Origin of the sequence: Mesorhizobium sp. M6A.T.Ce.TU.002.03.1.1 (assembly GCF_003997275.1) — a bacterium.
GTDB lineage: Bacteria > Pseudomonadota > Alphaproteobacteria > Rhizobiales > Rhizobiaceae > Mesorhizobium > Mesorhizobium mediterraneum.
In genome coordinates, this window is sequence record NZ_RZTI01000100.1 from 1 (window position 1) to 21,938 (window position 21,938).

Below are 21,938 nucleotides of genomic sequence, written 5' to 3' on the forward strand. Positions count from 1 at the left end.
GCCTCGCTCGATCCCGACGATGCCGATGTCTTCGACGAGGACGACGCCATGGATTTTGCGCCGGAGCCCGCGGGCCAGCGCCGCGCCGCGCCCAATGCGAAGGTGCAGCCGTTCCGCTCCGATGCGGCCACACGCGTCGAGGCGCCGGCGCCCCGGCCCGTTCCGGGCGCTCGTGTCCAGCGCGAAGCGCAGACGTCGCTGATCGGCTCCGAAACATTCGAAATGCCGTCGCTGCATTTCCTGTCCGAGCCGAAGAACGTCGTGCGCGACGCCAGCCTGTCCAAGGACGCGCTGGAGCAGAATGCCCGCTTGCTCGAGGGCGTGCTGGAGGATTTCGGCGTCAAGGGCGAGATCATCCATGTCCGTCCCGGTCCGGTCGTCACGCTTTATGAGCTGGAGCCGGCGCCCGGCATCAAATCGTCGCGGGTCATCGGCCTGTCCGACGACATCGCCCGCTCGATGAGCGCGATCGCCTGCCGCGTCGCCGTGGTGCCCGGCCGCAACGCCATCGGCATCGAGCTGCCGAACGCCAAGCGCGAGACCGTCTATCTCAGGGAGATCATGGCCAGCCGCGATTTCGAGACCACCAAAGCCAAGCTGGCACTGGCGCTCGGCAAGACCATCAATGGCGAAGCGGTCATCGTCGACATCGCCAAGATGCCGCACGTGCTGGTCGCCGGCACCACCGGTTCGGGCAAGTCGGTCGCCATCAACACCATGATCCTGTCGCTGCTCTACCGGCTGACGCCTCAGGACTGCCGACTGATCATGATCGATCCGAAAATGCTGGAGCTCTCGGTCTATGACGGCATCCCGCATCTTTTGACGCCTGTCGTCACCGACCCGAAGAAGGCGGTGGTGGCGCTGAAATGGACCGTGCGCGAGATGGAGGACCGCTACCGCAAGATGTCGAAGGTCGGCGTCCGCAACATCGACGGTTTCAATGCGCGGGTGCAGCAGGCGGAGAAGAAAGGCGAGAAGATTTCGCGCACCGTGCAGACCGGTTTCGACCGGCAGACCGGCGAAGCCATTTATGAGACGGAAAACCTCGATCTCGAGCCGATGCCCTACATCGTCGTCATCATCGATGAGATGGCCGACCTGATGATGGTCGCCGGCAAGGACATCGAAGGCGCAGTGCAGCGCCTGGCGCAGATGGCGCGTGCCGCCGGCATCCACGTCATCATGGCGACACAGCGGCCGTCGGTCGACGTCATCACCGGCACGATCAAGGCCAACTTCCCGACCCGCATTTCCTTCCAGGTGACGTCGAAGATCGACAGCCGCACCATCCTGGGCGAGCAGGGCGCCGAACAGCTGCTCGGCATGGGCGACATGCTTTACATGGCCGGTGGCGGCCGCATCCAGCGCGTCCACGGTCCCTTCGTTTCCGATGACGAGGTCGAGAAGATCGTCGCGCATCTGAAGCTGCAGGGCGTGCCGGAATATCTCGACGCCATCACCGAGGATGACGACGAGGAAGACGAGCCGTCGGGCAAAGGTAGCTCCGGCGGCGGTGGCAGCGGCAATTTCGAGGATTCCGACGATCCCTACGATCAGGCGGTTTCGGTGGTGCTGCGCGACGGCAAGGCCTCGACCAGCTACATCCAGCGCCGGCTCGGCATCGGCTACAACCGCGCCGCCTCGATCATCGAGAAGATGGAGAAGGAAGGCATTGTCGGCCCGGCCAACCATGCCGGAAAACGCGAGATTCTGGTGCCGACGGAGGACGACAAGTTCTGATCAGGCCGGCAACAACCGGCAGACCTGCCCGCCACAACCTAGACGGGCGGCAACTTTGAACCTTTTGGCGCGTTGCAACGACCAAGCGCTGTTCGCCCGCCAAACTTAAGCCCAACTGGGGGGCCAAACACTGCGACAACAGATAAACCAGACGAGAGTGACCGGCATGAAAAACTCTTCTTTCGCCACGATCAGCGATTTTGCCCCGACCCGCCGCCAGTTGCTTGGCCTCGGCCTGGTCCTGGCAGGTGCTGCGGCCATCAATGTCGTGCCCGGGGTCCAGTTGCTGGCGTCGGCGCAAGCGGCGGTGCCAGCCACCGCGCAGAAGATCGCCGACCATTTTTCCTCGGTCAAATCGATGGCCGGCGAGTTCGTGCAGTTCGGACCCAAGGGCGAGCAGACCGGCGGCAAGTTCTTTCTGGAACGGCCGGGCAAGATCCGCTTCAACTATGACGGGACGTCGAATTTCAGGGTGATTTCCGACGGCAGGTCGGTGGTCATCCTCAACAAGCGGCTGAAAACGTCCGATCTCTACCCGTTGTCGAAGACGCCGCTCAAGCTGCTCCTCGACACCAAGATCGACCTCTCCGGCGGCCGCGTCAAAAGCGTCAAGGAAGAGAACGACGTCACCACCATCCAGCTTGCCGACAAATCCGTGTTCGGCAGCTCGAAGATCACCATGATGTTCGATCCGAAATCCTACGAATTGCGCCAGTGGACGATCACCGACGCGCAAGGCAAGGACACGACGGTGATGATCTTCAACGTCAGGGAAGGCGTAAGCTTCGCCCCCGACACTTTTGCCATCGACTATACGGCCAACCGCGAGCTCAACACCAAGTCGCGGTAGGGTCCGCTGTTTTTCAGGTGAGGCCGGCCTGCGAACGGCGGTTTCCTGCGCTTCCGGTGCTCACGTACTTTAAGTACGCTCCGCTCCGGTTCTCGGAATCCGCCATTCTCGACTCGGCCTGACCTGAATCTCAGCGAACCCTGGTGCCAGCCCGGGCAGCGCTTCGAGCGCGGCCCGGCTTGTTTTTGAGGCTCGCGGCTGGCAGGTTCTGGCCCGACTCTCTCATGGGCGCATGACTCGCCAAAGGCGTTTGCCTCTGGCGGCCATGTGCTGCCCCGGATCCTGTGCATGCCCTTTTCCATCGCCACTTGGAACATCAATTCCGTCCGCCTGCGCATGCCGATCGTCGAACGCCTGCTTAGAGAACAGGCACCAGATGTGCTCTGCCTGCAGGAAACCAAAGTTCCGGACGAATTGTTCCCCGAGAAGGCGTTCCGCAAGCTCGGCTACGAGCACATCGCCTTCCACGGCCAGAAGGGCTATCACGGCGTGGCGACGGTGGCCCGGCGGCCGATCGAGATCGTCGAAAAGCGCCGCTTCTGCGAGATCGAGGATTGCCGGCATCTGTCGGTCACCGTCCGGGCCGGCGGCAAGGCGATCCTGCTGCACAATTTCTACGTTCCGGCCGGCGGCGACGAGCCCGACCCGGAGATCAACCGCAAATTCAGGCACAAGCTGGATTTCGTCGCCGAAATGAACGCCATCCGCGCTGAGCATGACGAGGTCTCCGGCTCGATCCTGGTCGGCGACCTCAACATCGCGCCGCTCGAGCACGATGTCTGGTCGCACAAGCAGCTCTTGAAAGTGGTCAGCCATACGCCGGTCGAGACAGAAAATTTCGAGGCGATGCGGCTCGCCGGCGACTGGGTCGACCTGATGCGGCTCAACGTGCCTTATGAGCAGAAGCTCTACACTTGGTGGAGCTATCGCGCGCAGGACTGGGAAGCGTCGGATCGCGGCCGGCGGCTCGACCATGTCTGGTCGTCGCCCAATCTGGTGCCGAGCTTTGCCGGCTATGAGATCCTGCGGCTGGCGCGCGGCTGGGAACGGCCGTCGGACCATGTGCCGGTGATCGCGCGCTTCGATTTAGAGTAGTGCGGACTGCCGCCTGTAGCGCGTCCCCCCTCTGTCCCGCCGGCGTTTCAGAAGTTCCGTACTACCGTTGCTCACTCAGTCGTCGAAGCGCGACGCCAGCTCTTCGATGCGGCGGATCATTGCCTGAAAATCCTCCGAAATGCGCTGGTGCAGATGGACCGCGATATCGGGATATTCCTCCAGGATGCGGCGGAACATCTTGCGGCTGAGCCGCAGCACTTCCGAATCGATCTCGGCGGATGCGCTGGTCAGCCGGTTGGTGTCGGCGATCAGCGCCAGTTCGCTGAGCGTCGTGCCGGGGCCGGCCGTGCCTATCGGGACGCGGTCGCCATTCTGCTCGCGATACAGCACGATGCGCCCGCTGACCACGATATAGGCGCAATCGGCCTCGTCGTCCTCGCGGTAAAGCTTGTGGTCGGCCTGCAGCCTTGTGGTTTCCGCGCCAAAGGCGAGCAGACGCAACTGTTCGTCCGTGAAGCCCTCGAAGAGCCTCACGGTGGACAGGATGCGGATGTCGTCATCCAACGCCATCTAGCTATGTCCCCGAACGGTCAGTCCAATCCCTCCCTTAGGCGCCGAGCGTCCCTTTGGGCGCGCAAAGGACGCTCTAAACGCTTGAAATCGACGCACCGTGCTTTCCAAAAAATCGATTCCGATTTTTGGGCCGATGCATCAGCGAGTCCGATCCAGAACCACCTCCAGTCTCAGGATCGTGCCCGAAAGCGGCCCCGCCCCGACCGCTCATTGGATAATTAAATGTTTAAGGAACCAGCTTGTAGCCGCCGCTTTCTGTCACAAGAATTTCCGCATTGGAAGGATCGCGCTCGATCTTCTGGCGCAGCCGATAGACATGGGTTTCCAGCGTGTGCGTGGTGACGCCGGAATTGTAGCCCCACACTTCCTCGAGCAGCACGTCGCGCGTCACCACCTTCTGGTCGGCGCGGTAGAGATACTTGATGATCGAGGCCTCCTTTTCGGTCAGCCGCACCTTGGCGCCGCGCTGGTCGATCAGAAGCTTCTGGCTGGGCTTGAAAGTGTACGGGCCGACCGAAAAGGTGGCGTCTTCGCTCTGCTCATGCTGGCGAAGCTGCGCACGGATGCGGGCCAAGAGAACCGCGAAGCGGAACGGCTTGGTCACATAGTCGTTGGCGCCGGCTTCGAGGCCGAGAATCGTGTCGGAATCGGTGTCGTGTCCAGTCAGCATGATGATGGGCGACTTGTAGCCGCCCTTGCGCAGTATCTTCACTGCCTCCCGGCCATCCATGTCGGGCAGGCCGACATCCATGATGAGCAGATCGATGAGGCCGCCACGGGCCGTGGCGACGCCTTTGGCGGCGGTTGATTCCTGCAGGACGTCGAATTCCTCATAGAGAGACAATTGCTCGACGAGCGTGCCGCGCAGGTCGTCATCGTCATCGACGATCAGAATGGTGCGTGAAGTCATGGATCAATCCGTTGTTTTGAAAAGAAAATTCAGTTGACCGCTGCCTGTTTATGCGGAAGCTGACCGGCACAACAGCCGATCACAGTGATTTGTTCCGTGGCACGATCATACAAGAAAAAACGCGCGTGCAATGAGGCGAGCGCATTTTTGCGAAAAGGGCTCCGTGTTCTCACGGTGCGCGCCAGGCCCGGCCACGCCAGTCAGGGGTTCCTGCAGGCTGGCAAACTGGTGTTTTCATGTGCGCTGGGACGCGCCGGCATATCGGCCGGCAAGCGCGAAGGCGACGGCGCCACGCCGCTTGGCTCGATGCGGATCCTGTCGGGATATTTCCGTAACGATCATTTTTCCGAGGGCCGCAAAACCCGGCTGGCGATGGCGCCGATCGGCCCAGATCTCGGCTGGTGCGAGGTGCCTGAGGACCGCAACTATAACCGCCCGGTCAGGATTCCCTATGGCGCCAGCCACGAGCGGATGCTGCGCGCCGACCGGCTTTATGACGCCTGTCTGGTGCTGGACTGGAACATTGCGCCGCGCCGCCGCGGGCGCGGCAGCGCGATCTTCTTCCACCTGGCGCGCCCCGGCTTCACGCCGACGCAAGGCTGCGTCGCGGTGACGGCACGCACGATGGCCCGGCTGTTGCCGCTGCTGTCGGACCGGACGGTGATGAAAGTGGTACGATAGGGCAGTAGGGCAGTAGGGCAGTAGGGCAGTAGGGCAGTAGGTGCTCTCTTTCCCCTACTCCCTTACTCCCCTACCGTTTCGGCTTCTGCCAGCCGATGTCGAGCAGGCCGAGCCGGCCTAGTTCCTGGTCCATGGCGCGGGCGACATCCTTCCGCTCGGCGCCGATGTCGCGCAGTTGGCGGTCCGAGAGGTCCTCGACATTTTCACGCGGCAGGCCGGGCTCTTGCGGGAGGTTGATCGCGATTCTCGCGTCGTGGAACCATTCAACTGCTGCGCGCAGCCAGGTTGGTCCGGCAGCTGGAGACTTCAAAGCAATGTGTGACATGACGTGATCCGTTCCATCCGGACATCAAATCCGGTTTGATAGTTTATCGATGGTCACATCATGCCGGATTGAAATCTAAGAGGGAAACGAGTAGTTTTTTCCAGATCATCAAGTTTAATTTGTGGATCAAGGGCAATGATCCTGCCAAAAATCATTCCGCGCTGATGGCGCGCCTGCTGCCTGGAACCCGTGCACTGAGGACGCTGGAAGCGGCGGCCCGGCACCTCAATTTCACCCGCGCCGCAGACGAGCTCGGCCTGACGCCGGCCGCGGTCAGCCACCAGATCAAGGAAATCGAGGATCAGCTCGGCATCGTGCTGTTCACGCGCACCAGCCGCACCATCCGGCTGACCGAAGCGGGCGCGGTGCTGTTCGAGGCCGCGACCGACGCGCTCGACCTGCTTGGCCGAGCCGTCTCACGAGCGCACAAAGTGGCGCGTGGAACGGCGCTGCTGAAAGTGACCCTCGACGCACAGTTCGCGACAAAATGGCTGATGCGCCGCGTCGACGGGTTTCGCAAGCATCAGCCCGACATCGAGCTCCGTTTCGACATCAGCTATGAGGTGCGCGATTTCGATCTCGACGATGTCGATATCGGCATCCGCTTCGGTGCCGGGAAGTATCCGGGACTTTGCGCCGACCGGCTGTTCGAAAACGTCATCATTCCTGTCTGCAGTCCTGCGTTGCTGCGGGCGGGGCCGCCGCTGAAGGAGCCGCGCGACCTGTTTCACCACACGCTTGCCCACATCGAGTGGGCGCGCCAGGGTGTGACATGGCCGAATTGGCGCATGTGGATGGCAGCGGCGGGCGTCGACGATTTCGACGACAGCCGAACGATGGTCTTCGGCACGTCTTCAGATGTCGTACAGGCTGCGCTCGACGGCAATGCCGTCGCGCTCGCCGATTTCGCCATGGTGGCAAACGACCTTTCCGAGGGCAGGCTGGTGCGACCGTTTGAGCTGGGCATCAAGGTTGCGCCCGAATTCGCCTATTTCCTGGTGTATCCAAAAAGCGCGGCGCACGACCCGCGCATCGTCGCCTTTCGCGAATGGCTTCTCGACGAAGTCGCGAAGACGCCGACCTGACGATCGATCCTTAGCTCAAGCCGCCGCTGTTCCAAACCAGCCGATCACCGCGCCAATGATGAGCAGCACGCCAAGCCAGTGGCCGCAGTCTATGATGGTCAGGTCCCAGCCGAAACCTTCGTAACGATGATTGACGGAAAGCGTCGTGGCGACGAATCCCAGCCAGAGGACGAAGCCGAAGACCAGCCCGGCAACGAGGCTCGGTTCGCCGCCGGTCATCGCTCCGATGACCAGGGACATGACGAGCGCCATGACAATTTCCGCGATGAAGCTGATGACGAAGGGCAACGGCGATTTGCTCATGGTCGCCGGATCAAGCTTGGCGGCCTTGAGCCAGGGCTTGCTCAAGCCTATGTACCAGGCAGCGCCGAACAACCACGCCACTACGGCGGCGATGATCACCGCCAGCCAGTTCACTGCTGAAAAATCCATGATTTCCCTCCCCGGAAGCATGTCGCCAAAAGCGCCCAGCGGTTTTGGGACAACGACATGACTCAAAATCGATGCGTGATGGAACGCCCGTTCGGCCGTGTCGTCAAGCAAAGCGCCAGACGGTCGTGCGCTTGACCAGGGAATCCTCCAGCGCCCGGGTCACCGCCACTTCGTAGACGGCAAGCGGTTCCAACCCGGTCTTCGGCAGATAGGAGCGGCCGGGATCGCCAACGAGGATGTCGGCGCCGCGCGACTTCAGTGTTGCGAACCACGGCATCAGCCTGTCGGCAAAGGATCTGTCGTAGAAGACGTCGCCGGCCAGAACCACATCCCAGCCCGCATTGGTTCCGATGCAATCCGAGCCGAGGAATTTGATCCGGACATTATTGGCCTCGGCGTTGAGGCGGATCGCGGTCGCGCAGAACGGGTCGATGTCGGCGGCGATCACCTCCGCCGCGCCGGCTTTCGCTGCGGCAATGGCGACAAGGCCGGAACCGGAGGCAAAGTCCAGAACGCGCTTGCCGTGCACATCAGACGGATTGTCGAGGATATAGCGGGCAAGGCCCTGGCCGCCAGCCCAGGCGAAGGCCCAGAAGGGCGGTGGCAGGCCGATTTCGGCCAGTTCGTCCTCGGTCCGCTGCCACAGATCATGCGCCTCGTCGGCCAGATGCAGCAGGATCTCCGGCACATGCGGCGGCGCCATCAGCGTCGTGTTGTCGAGGATAAAGTTTTTCGCGCTGTTCGGCGCCAGCGCCGTCACGGCGCCGGCGTCAGGCCGCCCATGCGGCAGACCTCTTTCCATTCGGCCGGCGTCACCGGCTGCACGGAAAGCCGTCCGAGGCGGACCAGTGCCATCTCGGCAAGCTTGGGATTGGCTTTGGCCTGTTCCAGTGTCACCGGCTCCGGCATATCCTTGACGGCGCGAATATCGACGCATTCCCAACGCGGATCGTCGGTAGTGCTGTCCTGATGGGCCAGCGCGCAGACCTCGGCGATGCCGACCACGTCGAGCCCGTCGTTGGAATGGTAGAAGAAGCCGAGATCGCCGATCTGCATCGCCTTCATGTTGTTGCGCGCCGCATAGTTGCGCACGCCGTCCCATTGCGTGCCGGCCTTGCCCTTCGCCTTCAGCGCTTCGAAGGAGAAGACCGAGGGTTCCGATTTGAACAGCCAGTAGTTCATCGTTTTTGCTCCTCCTGAAGGCTGGAAATCAGCTACAGCGCCGCGCGTCTTTCAGACGCGCAAAGGACGCTGCAGCACTTTGATTTTGCGCATGATCCCCAGCGAAAATCGATTCCGATTTTCGGGGTCATGCGCTCGCCGGCTTGTTGAAGGTCCAGTTCCATTGCCTGATTTCGACGCTTTCGAACAGCCCGGCCTTGGCGTAGGGGTCTGCCGCCGACAGGGCTTGTGCCGCGGCCAGATCGGGCGCCTCGACCACGACGAGGCTGCCGTTCGGCTTGCCGTCGGCGTCGAGGAACGGACCGGCGAAGGCCAGCTTCTTCTCGCCGTTCAATCTTTCCAGGAAGGCAATATGCTCGGGCCGCGTATCGAGCCGCACCTGCAGGTTTTCAGGCTTGTCCTTGCAAATCAACGCAAACAGCATTTTTCGATCTCCGGATTGTTCGAGATTTATCGCATCGGCCCGAAAATCGGAATCGATTTTCGGAAAGCACGATGCGCAGGTTCAAAGTTGTTAGAGCGTACTTTGTGCGTCCAAGCGGACGCACGTCGCTCTAAACATCGGTTTCGGTCTTCAGCGGCCTTGTCATCAGCGCCGACACAGCCTGGCGAATGGTGATCGTGCCGTCCAATATGGCGGCGACGGCGGTGATGATTGGCGCGTCGATCCGACGCTCGGCGGCGATGCGGGCGGCGATCGCTGCCGTCGGCACGCCTTCGGCCAAGGGCAGCCCGGCAAGCGGCTTGCCTTGCCCCAGCGCCAGCCCGTAGGCGAAATTGCGCGACTGGGCGGACGAGCAGGTGAGCAGCAGGTCGCCGAGGCCGGAAAGCCCCATCAGCGTTTCCGGTCTGGCGCCGAACGCAGCACCGATGCGACGCAATTCGACAAAGCCGCGCGTCACCATGGCGGCCTGGGCGCTGGCGCCGAGCCCGGCGCCGGTGACCGCGCCGGCGGCAATGGCGAAGACGTTCTTCAGCGCGCCACCGATCTCGACGCCGATGAGATCGTCGCTCGAATAGCAGCGCAGGTTCTGCGCGGAGAAGCGGGCGGCAAGATCGGCCGCCAGACCCTCGTTGCGGGCCGCGACCACCACGGCCGTCGGCAGGCCCCTGGCAACGTCGGTGGCGAAGCTCGGGCCGGACAGGGCGGCAACCGGGTTTTCAGGCAGAATCTCTTCGACTATCGCCGACAGCAGCGCGCCAGTGTCGCGCTCGATGCCCTTGGCGCAGAGGACCAGCGGGACGTCTTTCGGCATATGGGTCTTCGCGGTCGCCAGCATGGCGCGCAGCGACTGCGCCGGCGCCACCGCCAGCACGCAGTCGGCGCCGTCGAGCGCGGCCTCGATGTCGCTCGTTGCCACGATACCGGCCTGGAGCGCGATGCCCGGCAGATAGCGCGGATTTTCGCCACGGTCGATCGCGGCGACGGTCTCCGGGTCGCGCGCATAGAGGCGGACGAAATGACCGGCTCGCAGCATGGCCAGCGCCAGCGCCGTGCCCCAGGCGCCGCCGCCAAGCACCGCGACGCGCCAGCCGCTTGGCGCCCTGTCCTCGCCGCCGGTCATGCCTTGGCTCCACGCCGGCCCGAGCCGACCATCGGGGCGGAGATGCTGTCCAGCGGCCAGCGCGAGCGCGGCACGAAATCGGCGGTGTTTTCACCCGCGATGCCGGCGCGCAGCCGCTCGATGCCGGCCCAGGCGATCATCGCCGCATTGTCGGTGCAGAGTTTGAGCGGCGGCGCGACGAAAGCAAAGCCGGCTTTTTCGCACAAGGCTTCCAGCGTCGCCTTGATCGTCCGGTTGGCAGCGACACCGCCGGCGACAACGAGCGCAGGTTTCGCCTCGCCTGGAAACTCCTGACGGAATCGGTTCAGCGCTCTCGAAACACGATCATCCAGCGCATCCGCCACTGCCGCCTGGAATGAGGCGCAGATGTCGGCGACGTCCTGGTCGCTCAATGGGGCGATGGCCGTCGCTGCCTGGCGCACGGCGGTCTTCAACCCGGAAAAGGAGAAATCGGGCTGCGCCGAGCCCTTCATCGGCCGCGGGAAGGCGAAGCGCGTGGCGTCGCCGGTCGCCGCCACCTTCTCGACATTCGGTCCGCCGGGATAGGGCAGGCCAAGCATCTTGGCCGTCTTATCGAAGGCTTCGCCGAGCGCATCGTCGATGGTTGTCGCCCAGCGCTGATAGTCGCCGACGCCACGCACGGCGACGATCTGCGTGTGACCGCCGGACACCAGCAGCAACAGGTAGGGAAAATCGAGACCGTCTGTCAGCCGCGCGGTCAGCGCGTGGCCTTCGAGGTGGTTGATGGCGATCAGCGGCTTGTTTGCGGCCGCGGCAATGGCTTTCGCCGTCATCAGGCCGACGATCAGCCCGCCGACGAGGCCGGGGCCGGCGGTCGCGGCGATCGCGTCGATGTCGGCGAGATCGACGCCCGAATCGGCCAGCGCTGCCTCGATGATGCCGTCCAGCGCCTCGACATGGGCACGTGCGGCGATTTCCGGCACGACGCCGCCGAAGGCGGCATGCTCCTCGATCTGGCTGAGCACGATATCGGACAGGATTTTGGGTGCGCCGCCGCCATCCAGCGTCACCACGCTGGCGGCGGTCTCGTCGCAACTCGTCTCAATGCCCAGAACGCGGATCAATTCGTCGCTGTCCCTAGAAGATTGTACAACCGGGCTTTCCCCGGTAGGAGAAGGCCCGGCAAAGCCCTCGCCTGAAATGTTCTGGCCGGGTTATCACGGACCGCGCGCCATGCAAACAACCTTGAAAATCGGAACACGCGGCAGCCCGCTGGCGCTGGCGCAGGCGCATGAAACGCAGGCGCGGCTAATGGCCGCGCATGGCATGCCGGTTGAGGCGTTCGAGGTGGTTGTCATCTCGACCAGTGGCGACCGCATCCAGGACCGGCCGCTGTCGGAAGCCGGCGGCAAAGGGCTGTTCACCAAGGAGATCGAGGAAGCGCTGCTGGCGCGCCGTATCGACATCGCCGTGCATTCGTCGAAAGACATGCCGACGGTGTTGCCCGACGGGCTGGAGCTGTCCGCCTTCCTGCCGCGCGAGGATGCCCGCGACGCTTTCGTCGGCAAAGCGGCGAAGACAATCGCCGGACTGCCGCAGGGCGCGAAGGTCGGCTCGTCGTCGCTCAGGCGTCAGGCATTGATTCGGCGCATGCGGCCGGACCTCGACGTGGTGATGTTCCGCGGCAATGTGCAGACGCGGCTGCGCAAGCTCGACGAGGGCATCGCCGACGGCACCATCCTCGCCTATGCCGGGCTGAAGCGGCTTGCCCTGGAGCATGTCGTCACCGACCTGATGCCGCTCGACACCTTTCCGCCGGCGCCCGGGCAAGGTGCCATCTGCATCGAAAGCCGTATCGGCGACCGCGATGTGGAAAGGATGCTGACGGCAATCCATGACGTGCCGACCGGACAGGCTCTGGCCTGCGAGCGCGCCTTCCTGGCGGCGCTCGACGGGTCGTGCCGCACGCCGATCGCCGGCCATGCGGTCATCGCCAACGGAACCGTCTTCTTCGCTGGGCTGATCATCTCGCCGGACGGCACGCAATCACATGAGGTCGAGGCGGAAGGCCCGGCGCAAGATGCCGCCCGCATCGGCAACGAAGCTGCCAGGACCGTGCGGGCCAAGGCCGGCGAAAAATTCTTCGACGGCTGGGCCTGACATGGTTCGCGTCCTGGTGACGAGGCCGGAACCGGGCGCCTCGCGCACAATGCGGCGGCTTGAGGACCGGGGGTTTAAGCCGATCCCGCTGCCATTGACCGAAACGGTGGCTCTGCCCGTCGACGTGGAGGGGGTCGCAAACAATGTCGTGGCCGTTGCGGTCACCAGCGCCAATGCCGTGCGCCATGCGCCGAGGGAAATTATCGCGGCGCTCGCCGCTTTGCCCTGCCATGCCGTCGGCAGAAGGACGGCAGAAGCGGCCCGCGCTGCGGGATTCTTGTCCGTCAGCGAAGGCCCCGGCGATGCCGAGGCGCTGGCGGATGCGCTTGCCGGCGGCTTCATGGCAAAGACGATCATCTATCTGTGTGGACGCGTGCGGTTTCCGGCGTTCGAGGCGCGGCTGAAGGCCGCTTGTGTCGCCGTCCGCGCCATCGAGACCTACGACACAGTCACCCTGGACCATTCGGACGCCGCAATCCTTGCATGCCTGTCCGGCCAGCCGGTTGAAGCGGTGCTTCTTTATTCGGCCAAGGCGGCGACAGCGATGCAGGCCCTGGCTGGCCGGCCGGCGCTGCGTGGTCTTTTTGAAGAGACATGGTTTTTCGTCCTGTCCGGACGTATCGCCGCAGCCTTGGAGGCTGTCGCCTCAGAAAAGCTCCGGGTTGCGCCGGAGCCCAGCGAGGAGGCGTTGCTGGAACTTTTGCGGACGTGGCGTTGACCCCGTGTCATCACGCCGCCCCTTTTCACCGCTTGGTGATGTGCTAGACCCTTTCTGAACCATCCCGAAGCGAATTTTGCGGAGCCCAAGCATGGTCAAGACGCCGAAGATGCGGCATTCGAAAAGCCGTCGCGAGCCTGTGACCATCGAGCTCGAACCCGGGGCCGTCTCGCGCGTTGCCGACGAGAATGCCGCCAACGGGCGGACCGACGAGGCGAAAGCGGAGGAGGCGGCGAACGCGTCGCAGCCGGGTGCGCCTGAAGAACCCATGCATGCCGACCAGACCGACATCGAGCCGTGGGAACATGCCGATGCGGCCCCGCCCGCCGGTCCGGAAGAGCCGGCAGAGGGCGGCACCAAAGGTCCTGAAGGACCCAAACCGACTTATCCGGCCGGCTCAGACGCATCGGCGAAACGGGCCTTCGACTACAGCTTCGACGACGCATCTGCCAAAGCCAGCGGGATGGGGGCCAAAGGAGCGCCGAAGGAAGCCCAGGCAGGGGATGAAGGCATGGCAGCACAGCCGAGGCGTGGCGGCATCAACGGCATCGCTGCCGGCATTGTCGGCGGCGTCATCGCGCTCGCCGCCGCCGGAGGGCTGCAGTTTGCCGGCCTGCTCGGCGCGCCGGGTTCGGGCGGCGTGTCGCTCGATGGCGTCAATGGCGAAATCGCTTCGCTGAAGAGCGAGATTGCCGGGCTCAAGGACACAGCCGGCAACAATGATGCGTCGGCCAAGGTGGACGGGTTGTCGTCGGCCCTGGATCAGGTCAAGACGGATGTCGCGGCGCTTAAATCGGCGGTCGAGCAGGGTGGGGCCGGCGACACTGCCGGGCTTGCTGCCCTTGGCGACAAAGTCAGGCAGATCGAGACGACTGTTGCTGCCCTTGGTCAGGCAGGCAATACGGCGCCGGTCGATCTCGGGCCGCTCAACGAAAAGCTGGCCGGGCTCGACGCGGCGGTGAAATCCGCCGGTGAGGCGGCATCGGCGCAGGAAGGCCGGCTTGCGGCGCTGGAACAGTCAGTGTCGCAGCTTTCCGGCAAGGTCGAGGCACAGGCGGGACAGCCGAAGATCGCGCTCGCCATCGCCGCTTCGGCGCTGAAGGCAGCAGTCGACGGCGGTGCGCCGTTCGCCGCCGAGCTCGAAACGTTTGCGGCGATTTCACCGGGCGCACCGGAGATCGCAACCTTGCGTCCCTACGCCGAAAAGGGCGTTTCGACACGTGCCGAGATCGCCGCCGAAGTGCCCGCCGCGGCCAATGCCATGGTCGCTGCCACCGAGCCCGTCGACCAGAATGCCGGCTTCCTGCAGAACCTTTTGTCGAGCGCCGAATCACTGGTCAAAGTCAGGCCGATCGGTGCCGTCGAAGGCGCCGGCGCACCGGAAACCGTCGCGCGCATGGAGGTGGCGGTCAGCCAGGGCGACTACGCCAAGGCGCTCAGTGAATACGATACACTGCCCGAGGCGGTGAAGGCCGCCGGCGCCGACTTTGCCGGCAAACTGAAGGCGCGGATCGAGGTCGAGACACAGGTCGACGCGTTGATCGCTGGTGCGATGAAGGCGTGAGGAAAACCCGATGATTCGCATTCTGCTTTTCCTCGCCGTCGTTTTCGCGCTCGGGCTGGGTTTCGCCTGGCTGGCCGACCGGCCGGGCGAGATGGTCGTCACCTTCAGCGGCTATCAGTATCAGGTCAGCCTGATGGTGGCGGCGGTGGCGGTCGTCGCCGTGGTTGCCGCGGTGATGATCGTCTGGTGGCTGATCAAGTCACTGTGGAACAGCCCCTACACCATCTCGCGCTATTTCCGCGTGCGCCGCCGCGACCGTGGCTATCAGGCGCTATCGACCGGCATGATCGCCGCCGGCGCCGGTGACGGAGCACTCGCCCGCAAGAAGACCAAGGAAGCGGCAAAGCTGATCCGCTCTGACCAGGAGCCGTTGATCCAGCTGCTGGAGGCGCAAGCCTCGCTGCTCGAAGGCGACCACGAGGGCGCCCGCGAAAAGTTCGAGACCATGCTCGACGATCCCGAAATGCGGCTGCTTGGCCTGCGCGGGCTTTATCTCGAGGCCGAACGCCTCGGCGATCGCAACGCGGCGCGCCACTATGCCGGCCGCGCCGCGGCGATGGCGCCGCAGCTGGCCTGGGCCGCCGAATCGACGCTGGAAGACCTGACCGGGCGCGGCGACTGGGACAGCGCGCTGAAATTGGTCGAGGCGCAGAAATCGACGCGCCAGATCGAGCGCGACGCCGCCAACCGGCGCCGCGCTGTGCTGCTCACCGCCAAGGCGCAGGCGCTGATCGACAGCGATCCCAATGCCGCCAAAACCGCTGCTCTCGAGGCCAATCGACTGCGGCCGGATTTCGCGCCGGCGGCGGTCGTCGCAGCCAAACTGCTGTTCAGGCAGAACGATGTGCGCAAGGGCGCGAAGATCCTCGAAGCGGCGTGGAAAGCCGAGCCGCATCCGGAGATCGCCGAGCTTTACACCCACGCCCGGCCTGCCGATGCTGTCCTCGACCGTCTGAACCGGGCGAAGAAGCTGCAGGAGATGAAGAAGAACCACGCCGAATCCTCGCTGACGGTGGCGCGCGCCGCGCTCGATGCGCAAGATTACAAGACCGCCCGCCAGGAGGCCGAGGCAGCCATTCGCATGGATCGCCGCGAAGGCGCCTATCTGCTTCTGGCCGACATCGAGGAGGCCGAGACCGGCGATCAGGGCAAGGTGCGGCAGCTTCTGTCCAAGGCGGTGCGTGCACCGCGCGATCCGGCCTGGGTTGCCGACGGCCTCGTCTCCGAACGATGGGCGCCGGTGTCGCCGATCACCGGCAGGCTCGACGCCTTCGAATGGCGGGCACCGATGGAGCGGCTCGGTCAGCTCATCGACAGTAATGAGGACGCGGCGGATGCCACGGTGCCGACCATTGCGGCGCCAATCAAGCCGGCAAAGGAAAATGTGATCGAGCTGAACCCCGCTGTTTCGGCCGAAAGACCGACCACCGCGATGGCATCGGAAAGTGACGAAGACCAGGTTGCGCCGGTCACCGCCACGACCTTTGCCGCGCTGCCGCCGGATGCCGAAGCTGTCGAACCGGCGGAGGAACTGGCCCGGCTGCCCGACGATCCCGGCGTCGATCCGGACGACGAAGACCAAAAATCACCACGCAAGTTTCGATTGTTTTGATCTGGCTGAGCTTGATAGTTTTGGCCGATGGGAAGTAAGAATCACATGTTCGAACGTGTTCTGTCGTTTCTGAAGGACCTGCCGGCAGGTGGCAGCGCCCGCAACAACGCCGATGATCCGCGCGTTGCCGCATCCGCCCTTCTCTACCATGTGATGAGTGCCGACGGCGTGCGTCAGGATGCCGAATGGGAGCGCTTCAAGGCGGTGCTGGCGGAAAGCTATTCGATCAGCGGCGACGAGCTCGACGCGCTGGCCGCCGCTGGCGAGCGGGCCGACAATGAGGCGATCGACCTCTACGCCTTCACCAGCGTGTTGAAGGGCCAGCTCGATGCGGACGCGCGAAAAGCCTTCATCGGCCTGATGTGGGAAATCGTCTATGCCGATGGCGAATTGCACGAACTTGAGGACAATATCGTCTGGCGAGTCGCCGAGCTGATCGGCGTCGAACGCCGCGACCGCGTCGAGGCACGCCGCAAGGCGGCGGCCGAAGCGCCGGGCGCCACCGGAACGTCGAGCGACGAATAGACGGGATCCCCATGCCATCCACGCCGAGGCCGAGACCAAAAATCCTGATCGTGCTGCATCAGGAGAGTTCAAGCCCCGGGCGCGTCGGCCACATGCTTATCGAAGAAGGCTTCGACCTCGATCTCCGCTGCCCGCCGCTCGGCGACGCCTTGCCGGAAACACTGGACGGTCATGCCGGAACCGTGGTGTTCGGCGGACCGATGAGCGCCAATGACGAGGACGACTTCGTCCGCCGCGAGACCGACTGGCTGAAAGTTCCGCTCAGGGAGAACCGGCCGTTGCTCGGCATCTGCCTCGGCGCGCAGATGCTGGTCAATCATCTTGGCGGCAAGGTCGAGGGTCATGGCGAGGGGCTGGTCGAGATCGGCTGGTACCCGCTGAAGGCGACCGAGGATGGCCGGAAGCTGATGCACTGGCCTGACATGGTCTACCAGTTTCACCGTGAGGGCTTTTCGCTGCCGCGAGACGCGACGCTGCTGGCGACGGCCGAGACCTATCCCAACCAGGCCTTTCGTTATGGCGACAATGCCTGGGGCATCCAGTTCCATGGCGAATTGACCCGGGCGATGATGCAGCGCTGGGTCGTTCGCGGCGCGCACCGCTTCGAGTTGCCCGGCGCGCAGCCCGGCCGCGATCATCTAGGTGGCCGGCTGATCTGGGACATGCATCTGAAGCGCTGGCTCGGCGAATTCCTGCAGACGATCTTCGGCAAGCCCGCGCTGTCCTAATCCAATCCAACAACGGACTTTTGTGAGACACGCACGCTGACATTGGTCGCCCTTCGTCATTGTCGTCGTATTGCGCTCAGCTGAGTTCTTGGGCGAGTCCGATGAGAAGCCCTTCAGGCCCGCGGATGTAGCAGAGCCGATACGCGTCTTTATACTGGACTACTTCGCCTACGAGCTGCGCGCCGCGATTGCGGAGCCTTTCAAGCGTCTCGTCAATGTTGTCCACGGCGAACATGACGCGGAGATAGCCTAGAGCATTAACCGGGGCGTTGCGGTGATCCGCGACGGCAGGCGGCGTGAGGAAGCGGGATAGCTCGAGCCGGCCGTGGCCGTCCGGCGTGCGCATCATGGCAATCTCGACGCGCTGATCGCCCAGTCCAGTGACAGGTCCGGCCCATTCTCCTTCGATCGTGCCCCGCCCTTCGAGCTCGAGGCCGAACTCGCGAAAGAAATCAATCGTCCCTCCGAGGTCATCGACGACGATTCCTACGTTGTCCATCCGTTTGAGCGCCATGTGTCCAATCTACAAGGTGTCATCCTAGGCCGTAAACTCATAAAACTGCTTGCCGGGTGAGCATTCAGGGCTCTGGGAGGGAGCCTTGTGATGCGTCGCTGGTTGATCTGAGGGATTTTGCACTTCGCTACTGGATTAAAGGGTTATGTGTCTACGGCCTAGCGTATGCCGGGGCGTGCGCTTCTGGCGACCATTGCGACGATTGTTTCGAAGAGTTCGTCCCGCGCTTGCGCGGCCGTGATTTCTGCGGTCGCGGCAGCATAGGACAGGGCCTCGGCTGCGCCGAGCATCGCCCAGAGGCCCGCTGAAGCGACAGCATCAGTTCCGGCGAATGGGGCAAGCGCAATCCGGCACCTCTCGATGAACGCCGTCTCGCAGTCGCGCTTGATCCTTTCAAGCTCAGGCGAACCGGCCAGCGCAGCGATGACACCGGGTATCTCGCGGCCTTGGAGAAGCACGCAGTCGACATAGGAGGACGCGATAACCGCGGCTCTGCCCGCCAAGGTCGGTTCGCTCGCCTGAAGCGCGGCGTCCATGAGCGCATTCTGACGCGCGTCGAATTCCCGATAGAGCGCCGCCAGCAGCCCGGACCGCGTGCCGAAATGGTCGTAAACGACGGGTTTTGTAACAGCCGACTGCTCGGCCAGCCGTCCGAGCGTCAGGGCTTCCGTTCCTTCTTCCCCAATCAACCGCCATGCGACGTCCAGAAGTTGCCGATGCCGTTCCTCTCGCGACAGCCGGCGACGCGGTCGCGGATGGGAAGCCTGACCACTCATTTCGGCGCTTGACATGGCTATATACCAAAAGTAGCTTACTAAGAGTATATAAGCTAGACCCTTCGGCCGCAACCAACCAGCAGGAGTTTTCGATATGCACGCGCTCATCGTTATCGCGCATCCCGATCCCAGCTCGCTCAGCCATAGCGTCGCCAGGCATGTCGCCGAGGGTGTGTCCCTGTCCGATCCCGGCAATTCCTTCGAAATTGCGGACCTTGCGGCGGAAGGCTTCGATCCGAGGTTCACTGCGACTGATCTCGCCGTCCATCGCAGGGAGACGCCGCCCGCGGCCGACGTTGCCGCCGAGCAAGCGAGGATTGATCGCGCCGATGCCCTTGTGCTGGTCTATCCCGTCTACTGGTGGTCGATGCCGGGGCTTCTCAAGGGATGGATCGATCGGGTATTCGCAAATGGCTGGGCTTACGATGAAGGCCCAGACGCCAAACTGGTGAAGAGGCTTCGCCACCTCCGGGTTCATCTGGTTGCCATCGGAGGCGCCAACCTGCGAACCTATGCGCGGCACGGCTATTTCGGAGCCATGAAGACGCAGATCGACCATGGCATCTTCGATTACTGTGGCGCGTCCGTCGTGACGTCCGAGCTCCTGCTCGGCTCGGAGACGCAGGATCCAGCCTCTCATTTCGGCGCCGCGCGCGCCATCGGCGGCAACCTCTTCAAGGCATCCGCGCGAGGCGCGGAGGCAGCATGACCGCGTAGCGCACCGGCAGCACATGCCCCGGCATTCGCGGCCCCCGTGCCTGGATCAGTGCCGCCTGAAGCGAGCCTACGACTCCTGCCGGTTCGACCGAAGCAGGATGTCGTTGACGTCAGACCGGCAGGCCGTTCTGCTTTCGCAGGCTTTTGTCGAATGCGGATGCGGGGACGAAACGGCGCAGGAAACTGACCTGGCGTGCCATTTTTCCCGCCGCATAGCGCCTCCTCGGAACGGAATCGGTTGCGGCTTTCAAGACCGTCCCGGCTACAATTTCGGGAGCATCACCTGTTTCCATCGCTTTGCGCAGGATCACATCCATGCCAGCGCGCGCAGCATCATAGATTTCAAGCAACTGGTCCGGCCTGGTGAGATTTTCTTCAAATGACGTGCGGGTATAGGCGGGCTCGACCAACACGACTCGAATTCCGAGAGGGCGCAGTTCGTGGTCGAGCGATTCGGAATAGCCCTCGATGGCATGTTTGGTCGACGCATAGAGCGCGGAATAGGGTGCTGGGATCAAACCCAGCACAGAACTCAAATTGACGATTCTGCCCTTCCCTTGACGGCGCATTGTCGGCAGGACTGCGTTGGTCACGCGGAGAACGCCGAAGACGTTCACGTCGAACAGCGCCTGAGCCTGGACGGTCGAGGACTCCTCTGCGCCTCCGAGCAGGCCGACGCCGGCATTGTTGACGAGCAGGTCGATACGCCCGGCTTCAGCCAACACGTCATCGACCAGTTTCGCAACGGACGCGTCATCGGTGACGTCGCAGGTCAGCATGGTAACGCCGTCGGATCGTTCGGCCACCGCACGACGGCTGGTTCCGAACACGCGAAAGCCCGCGTTCTGCAGGGCCTTGGCCGTTGCGTGCCCGATGCCGGTGGATGCCCCCGTCACCAGGGCGACGCCAAGATTGGTCTTGTTCATGGAAATCACTTCCTTTCTTTGTGTTCGATTGCCGGCTGCAGGCGTGCGCACAAATGGAGATGTGGCGCCCGCCCCGGCGATCCGATGAGGGCCATTACTCGGCAATGGCCCCAGTTTGCTGGTTGGACACTGATCCCACCTCGGTGACGGTAAGCTTGTCGCCGGAGCGCGAAATCTCGAGGTTTTGCTCAGGCTCGCCCAATTTCCGCGGCACGGATATCGTAGCCGACTGCCCTTCGGCGAGAGTGGCTGAGAAGCGCAAGGGAATCCCGGTCTCTCCTTCCGCTATCGTTGCGATCACCCGATAGCCGTCATTTTCGTCGGTGTAGTGTACGACGCCGCGAAAACCGCCGAGATCGATACTCTCCCCGGCCATGGCCGACAGCTCACCGGCATGCAACGGGGACGCGGCCAGGAAGAATGCCGCCACGCCACCAATAAGGTTGATCATCGCGAGGCTCCGTTTGGATGGCGCCGATCTCGGCTGGCCGGCGGCGACATGATGCATCGGTTGCGCGCTCTGACGGTTAAATTCCGGGTTGGTCCTGTTCATGAGGGTCACTCCTTCTTTGTGCTGGATTGCATTTCAAAAAGATGTTACTATCATTTCGATATTAAGTCACTATCAAAATGATATTAACATGAAAAATCTTTCCGATGCCTTTTGCCCGATCGCCCGCGGCCTCACCTGCGTCGGCGATGCGTGGAGCATGCTGATCCTTCGCGACGCGAGCCTGGGCCTCACGCGCTTTGACGAATTCCGGAAAAGTCTGGGCATCGCTCCCACCATTCTGACCCGGCGGCTGGCGACGCTGACGGAAGAGGGACTTCTGGAAAAGCGGCGCTACTCGGAGCGGCCTCCGCGCGATGAGTATGTGCTGACGGCGGCCGGACGCGATTTCTTGCCGGTGCTCATCTTACTGGGTGCGTGGGGACGCCAGTACCGCGGCGAAGGCAGGTTGGCGCGATACGTCGACGCAGAGACAGGAGAAGAAATCGAGCCGGTGGCCGTGGATGCCGTCACAGGGGCAAAGATCGGCACCCGCCCGATTCGCGTTGCAACACCCGAATAGCATCCGCGATCGCAAGCGCCGGGCTGCCAGGCGGTCGGAAGTCAATCACCGGACTCTGCGATGCTTGCGCCGGCCAGCTGGTCCGTCCAGCGCCGGAATAGCGCGCTGGCATTGACGCCTCCGAAGCCGAAGCCGTTGGAGATCGCGTAGTCCATTCCCATCGGCCGGGCTTGGTTTGCGACGAAGTCGATCCCGTCGCCCGCTGGATCCGGAGCGCTCAAATTAAGGGTTGGTGGCGCCACTTGGTCCCTCAGCGCCAGGA

At 63.4% G+C, this 21,938-nt stretch carries 26 protein-coding genes and 1 pseudogene; 13 read left to right on the top strand and 14 right to left on the bottom strand.

The annotated features are described in order from the left end of the window. The 3 genes from EOC93_RS24240 to EOC93_RS24250 all read left to right on the top strand — a co-directional run. Positions 1-1,743, top strand: a 1,743-nt coding sequence (locus EOC93_RS24240) for a DNA translocase FtsK (protein WP_164759261.1), incomplete at its 5' end; no start/stop codon positions are given. Positions 1,744-1,909: 166 nt separating this feature from the next. Next, the gene (locus EOC93_RS24245) at positions 1,910-2,593 is read left to right on the top strand and encodes an outer membrane lipoprotein carrier protein LolA (protein ID WP_126104362.1); all 684 of its coding nucleotides are present in this window, start codon (positions 1,910-1,912) and stop codon (positions 2,591-2,593) included. Positions 2,594-2,881: 288 nt separating this feature from the next. Beyond that, positions 2,882-3,688, top strand: coding sequence for an exodeoxyribonuclease III (locus tag EOC93_RS24250; RefSeq protein ID WP_127205857.1), 807 nt, complete (start codon positions 2,882-2,884; stop codon positions 3,686-3,688). 75 nt (positions 3,689-3,763) lie between these two features. Here EOC93_RS24250 and EOC93_RS24255 read toward each other — a convergent pair whose 3' ends face one another. Next, on the bottom strand, positions 3,764-4,219 hold the full coding sequence (locus EOC93_RS24255; RefSeq protein WP_127205858.1) for a cyclic nucleotide-binding domain-containing protein: 456 nt from the start codon (positions 4,217-4,219) through the stop codon (positions 3,764-3,766). A gap of 229 nt (positions 4,220-4,448) precedes the next feature. After that, on the bottom strand, positions 4,449-5,132 hold the full coding sequence (locus EOC93_RS24260) for a response regulator transcription factor (RefSeq protein ID WP_029349304.1): 684 nt from the start codon (positions 5,130-5,132) through the stop codon (positions 4,449-4,451). A gap of 147 nt (positions 5,133-5,279) precedes the next feature. Here EOC93_RS24260 and EOC93_RS24265 point away from each other — a divergent pair, with 147 nt between their 5' ends. Then, on the top strand, positions 5,280-5,813 hold the full coding sequence (locus EOC93_RS24265) for a L,D-transpeptidase (protein WP_245461526.1): 534 nt from the start codon (positions 5,280-5,282) through the stop codon (positions 5,811-5,813). 70 nt (positions 5,814-5,883) lie between these two features. Here EOC93_RS24265 and EOC93_RS24270 read toward each other — a convergent pair whose 3' ends face one another. Continuing rightward, complete coding sequence (locus tag EOC93_RS24270; protein ID WP_127205860.1) at positions 5,884-6,138, bottom strand: hypothetical protein; 255 nt, start codon at positions 6,136-6,138, stop codon at positions 5,884-5,886. A gap of 164 nt (positions 6,139-6,302) precedes the next feature. On the opposite strand from EOC93_RS24270, the gene gcvA reads away from it, so the two are divergent. Beyond that, entirely contained in the window at positions 6,303-7,223 is a 921-nt protein-coding gene (gene gcvA / locus EOC93_RS24275) for a transcriptional regulator GcvA (protein ID WP_095484928.1), read from the top strand. A 15-nt stretch (positions 7,224-7,238) separates the two neighbouring features. Here the strand turns inward: gcvA and EOC93_RS24280 are convergent, their stop codons facing one another. From EOC93_RS24280 to tsaD, 6 genes are all read right to left on the bottom strand, one after another. Beyond that, positions 7,239-7,655, bottom strand: coding sequence for a DUF1761 domain-containing protein (locus tag EOC93_RS24280; RefSeq protein WP_127205861.1), 417 nt, complete (start codon positions 7,653-7,655; stop codon positions 7,239-7,241). A 103-nt stretch (positions 7,656-7,758) separates the two neighbouring features. Next, a complete protein-coding gene (locus EOC93_RS24285) occupies positions 7,759-8,457 on the bottom strand; it encodes a methyltransferase (protein ID WP_206532267.1) in 699 nt (232 codons plus the stop codon). Next, entirely contained in the window at positions 8,412-8,837 is a 426-nt protein-coding gene (locus EOC93_RS24290; RefSeq protein WP_127205862.1) for an EVE domain-containing protein, read from the bottom strand. Before EOC93_RS24290 ends, EOC93_RS24285 begins: the two co-directional genes overlap by 46 nt. 127 nt (positions 8,838-8,964) lie before the next feature. After that, positions 8,965-9,261 (bottom strand): YciI-like protein, encoded by a 297-nt coding sequence (locus tag EOC93_RS24295; protein WP_127205863.1) that lies wholly within the window; start codon positions 9,259-9,261, stop codon positions 8,965-8,967. Between the two features lie 130 nt (positions 9,262-9,391). Further along, positions 9,392-10,402: an NAD(P)H-dependent glycerol-3-phosphate dehydrogenase gene (locus EOC93_RS24300; RefSeq protein WP_127205864.1), complete on the bottom strand. Its 1,011-nt coding sequence runs from the start codon at positions 10,400-10,402 to the stop codon at positions 9,392-9,394. After that, on the bottom strand, positions 10,399-11,487 hold the full coding sequence (gene tsaD / locus EOC93_RS24305; protein ID WP_095484934.1) for a tRNA (adenosine(37)-N6)-threonylcarbamoyltransferase complex transferase subunit TsaD: 1,089 nt from the start codon (positions 11,485-11,487) through the stop codon (positions 10,399-10,401). The genes EOC93_RS24300 and tsaD overlap by 4 nt, the downstream gene beginning before the upstream one ends. 109 nt (positions 11,488-11,596) lie before the next feature. Between tsaD and hemC the strand changes: the two genes are divergently transcribed. The 6 genes from hemC (at position 11,597) to EOC93_RS24335 (ending at position 17,670) form a co-directional block, all read left to right on the top strand. Then, positions 11,597-12,523, top strand: a complete 927-nt coding sequence (gene hemC, locus EOC93_RS24310) for a hydroxymethylbilane synthase (protein ID WP_127205865.1) — start codon at positions 11,597-11,599, stop codon at positions 12,521-12,523. A 1-nt stretch (position 12,524) separates the two neighbouring features. Further along, positions 12,525-13,241, top strand: coding sequence for a uroporphyrinogen-III synthase (locus tag EOC93_RS24315; protein WP_127205866.1), 717 nt, complete (start codon positions 12,525-12,527; stop codon positions 13,239-13,241). Positions 13,242-13,332: 91 nt separating this feature from the next. Then, positions 13,333-14,805, top strand: coding sequence for a COG4223 family protein (locus tag EOC93_RS24320; protein ID WP_127205867.1), 1,473 nt, complete (start codon positions 13,333-13,335; stop codon positions 14,803-14,805). Positions 14,806-14,815: 10 nt separating this feature from the next. Continuing rightward, entirely contained in the window at positions 14,816-16,417 is a 1,602-nt protein-coding gene (locus EOC93_RS24325) for a heme biosynthesis protein HemY (RefSeq protein ID WP_127205868.1), read from the top strand. 45 nt (positions 16,418-16,462) lie between these two features. Beyond that, positions 16,463-16,942, top strand: coding sequence for a TerB family tellurite resistance protein (locus tag EOC93_RS24330; RefSeq protein ID WP_127205869.1), 480 nt, complete (start codon positions 16,463-16,465; stop codon positions 16,940-16,942). Positions 16,943-16,953: 11 nt separating this feature from the next. After that, positions 16,954-17,670 (top strand): glutamine amidotransferase, encoded by a 717-nt coding sequence (locus EOC93_RS24335; RefSeq protein WP_126104377.1) that lies wholly within the window; start codon positions 16,954-16,956, stop codon positions 17,668-17,670. A gap of 76 nt (positions 17,671-17,746) precedes the next feature. Here EOC93_RS24335 and EOC93_RS24340 read toward each other — a convergent pair whose 3' ends face one another. Together EOC93_RS24340 and EOC93_RS24345 are read right to left on the bottom strand one after the other, a co-directional pair. Continuing rightward, on the bottom strand, positions 17,747-18,184 hold the full coding sequence (locus EOC93_RS24340) for a VOC family protein (protein WP_127205870.1): 438 nt from the start codon (positions 18,182-18,184) through the stop codon (positions 17,747-17,749). Positions 18,185-18,342: 158 nt separating this feature from the next. After that, positions 18,343-18,975, bottom strand: coding sequence for a helix-turn-helix domain-containing protein (locus tag EOC93_RS24345; RefSeq protein ID WP_127205871.1), 633 nt, complete (start codon positions 18,973-18,975; stop codon positions 18,343-18,345). Positions 18,976-19,054: 79 nt separating this feature from the next. Between EOC93_RS24345 and EOC93_RS24350 the strand changes: the two genes are divergently transcribed. Further along, the gene (locus EOC93_RS24350; protein WP_127205872.1) at positions 19,055-19,669 is read left to right on the top strand and encodes an NAD(P)H-dependent oxidoreductase; all 615 of its coding nucleotides are present in this window, start codon (positions 19,055-19,057) and stop codon (positions 19,667-19,669) included. 118 nt (positions 19,670-19,787) lie between these two features. On the opposite strand, the gene EOC93_RS24355 is transcribed toward EOC93_RS24350, so the two are convergent. Further along, positions 19,788-20,603, bottom strand: coding sequence for an oxidoreductase (locus tag EOC93_RS24355; RefSeq protein ID WP_127205873.1), 816 nt, complete (start codon positions 20,601-20,603; stop codon positions 19,788-19,790). Positions 20,604-20,697: 94 nt separating this feature from the next. Next, positions 20,698-21,156: a hypothetical protein gene (locus EOC93_RS24360; protein ID WP_245461527.1), complete on the bottom strand. Its 459-nt coding sequence runs from the start codon at positions 21,154-21,156 to the stop codon at positions 20,698-20,700. An 88-nt stretch (positions 21,157-21,244) separates the two neighbouring features. On the opposite strand from EOC93_RS24360, the gene EOC93_RS24365 reads away from it, so the two are divergent. Then, complete coding sequence (locus EOC93_RS24365; RefSeq protein ID WP_206072938.1) at positions 21,245-21,676, top strand: helix-turn-helix domain-containing protein; 432 nt, start codon at positions 21,245-21,247, stop codon at positions 21,674-21,676. Positions 21,677-21,717: 41 nt separating this feature from the next. Here the strand turns inward: EOC93_RS24365 and EOC93_RS24370 are convergent. Next, positions 21,718-21,938 (bottom strand): annotated as a pseudogene (locus tag EOC93_RS24370) (beta-ketoacyl-[acyl-carrier-protein] synthase II); the annotation flags it as partial.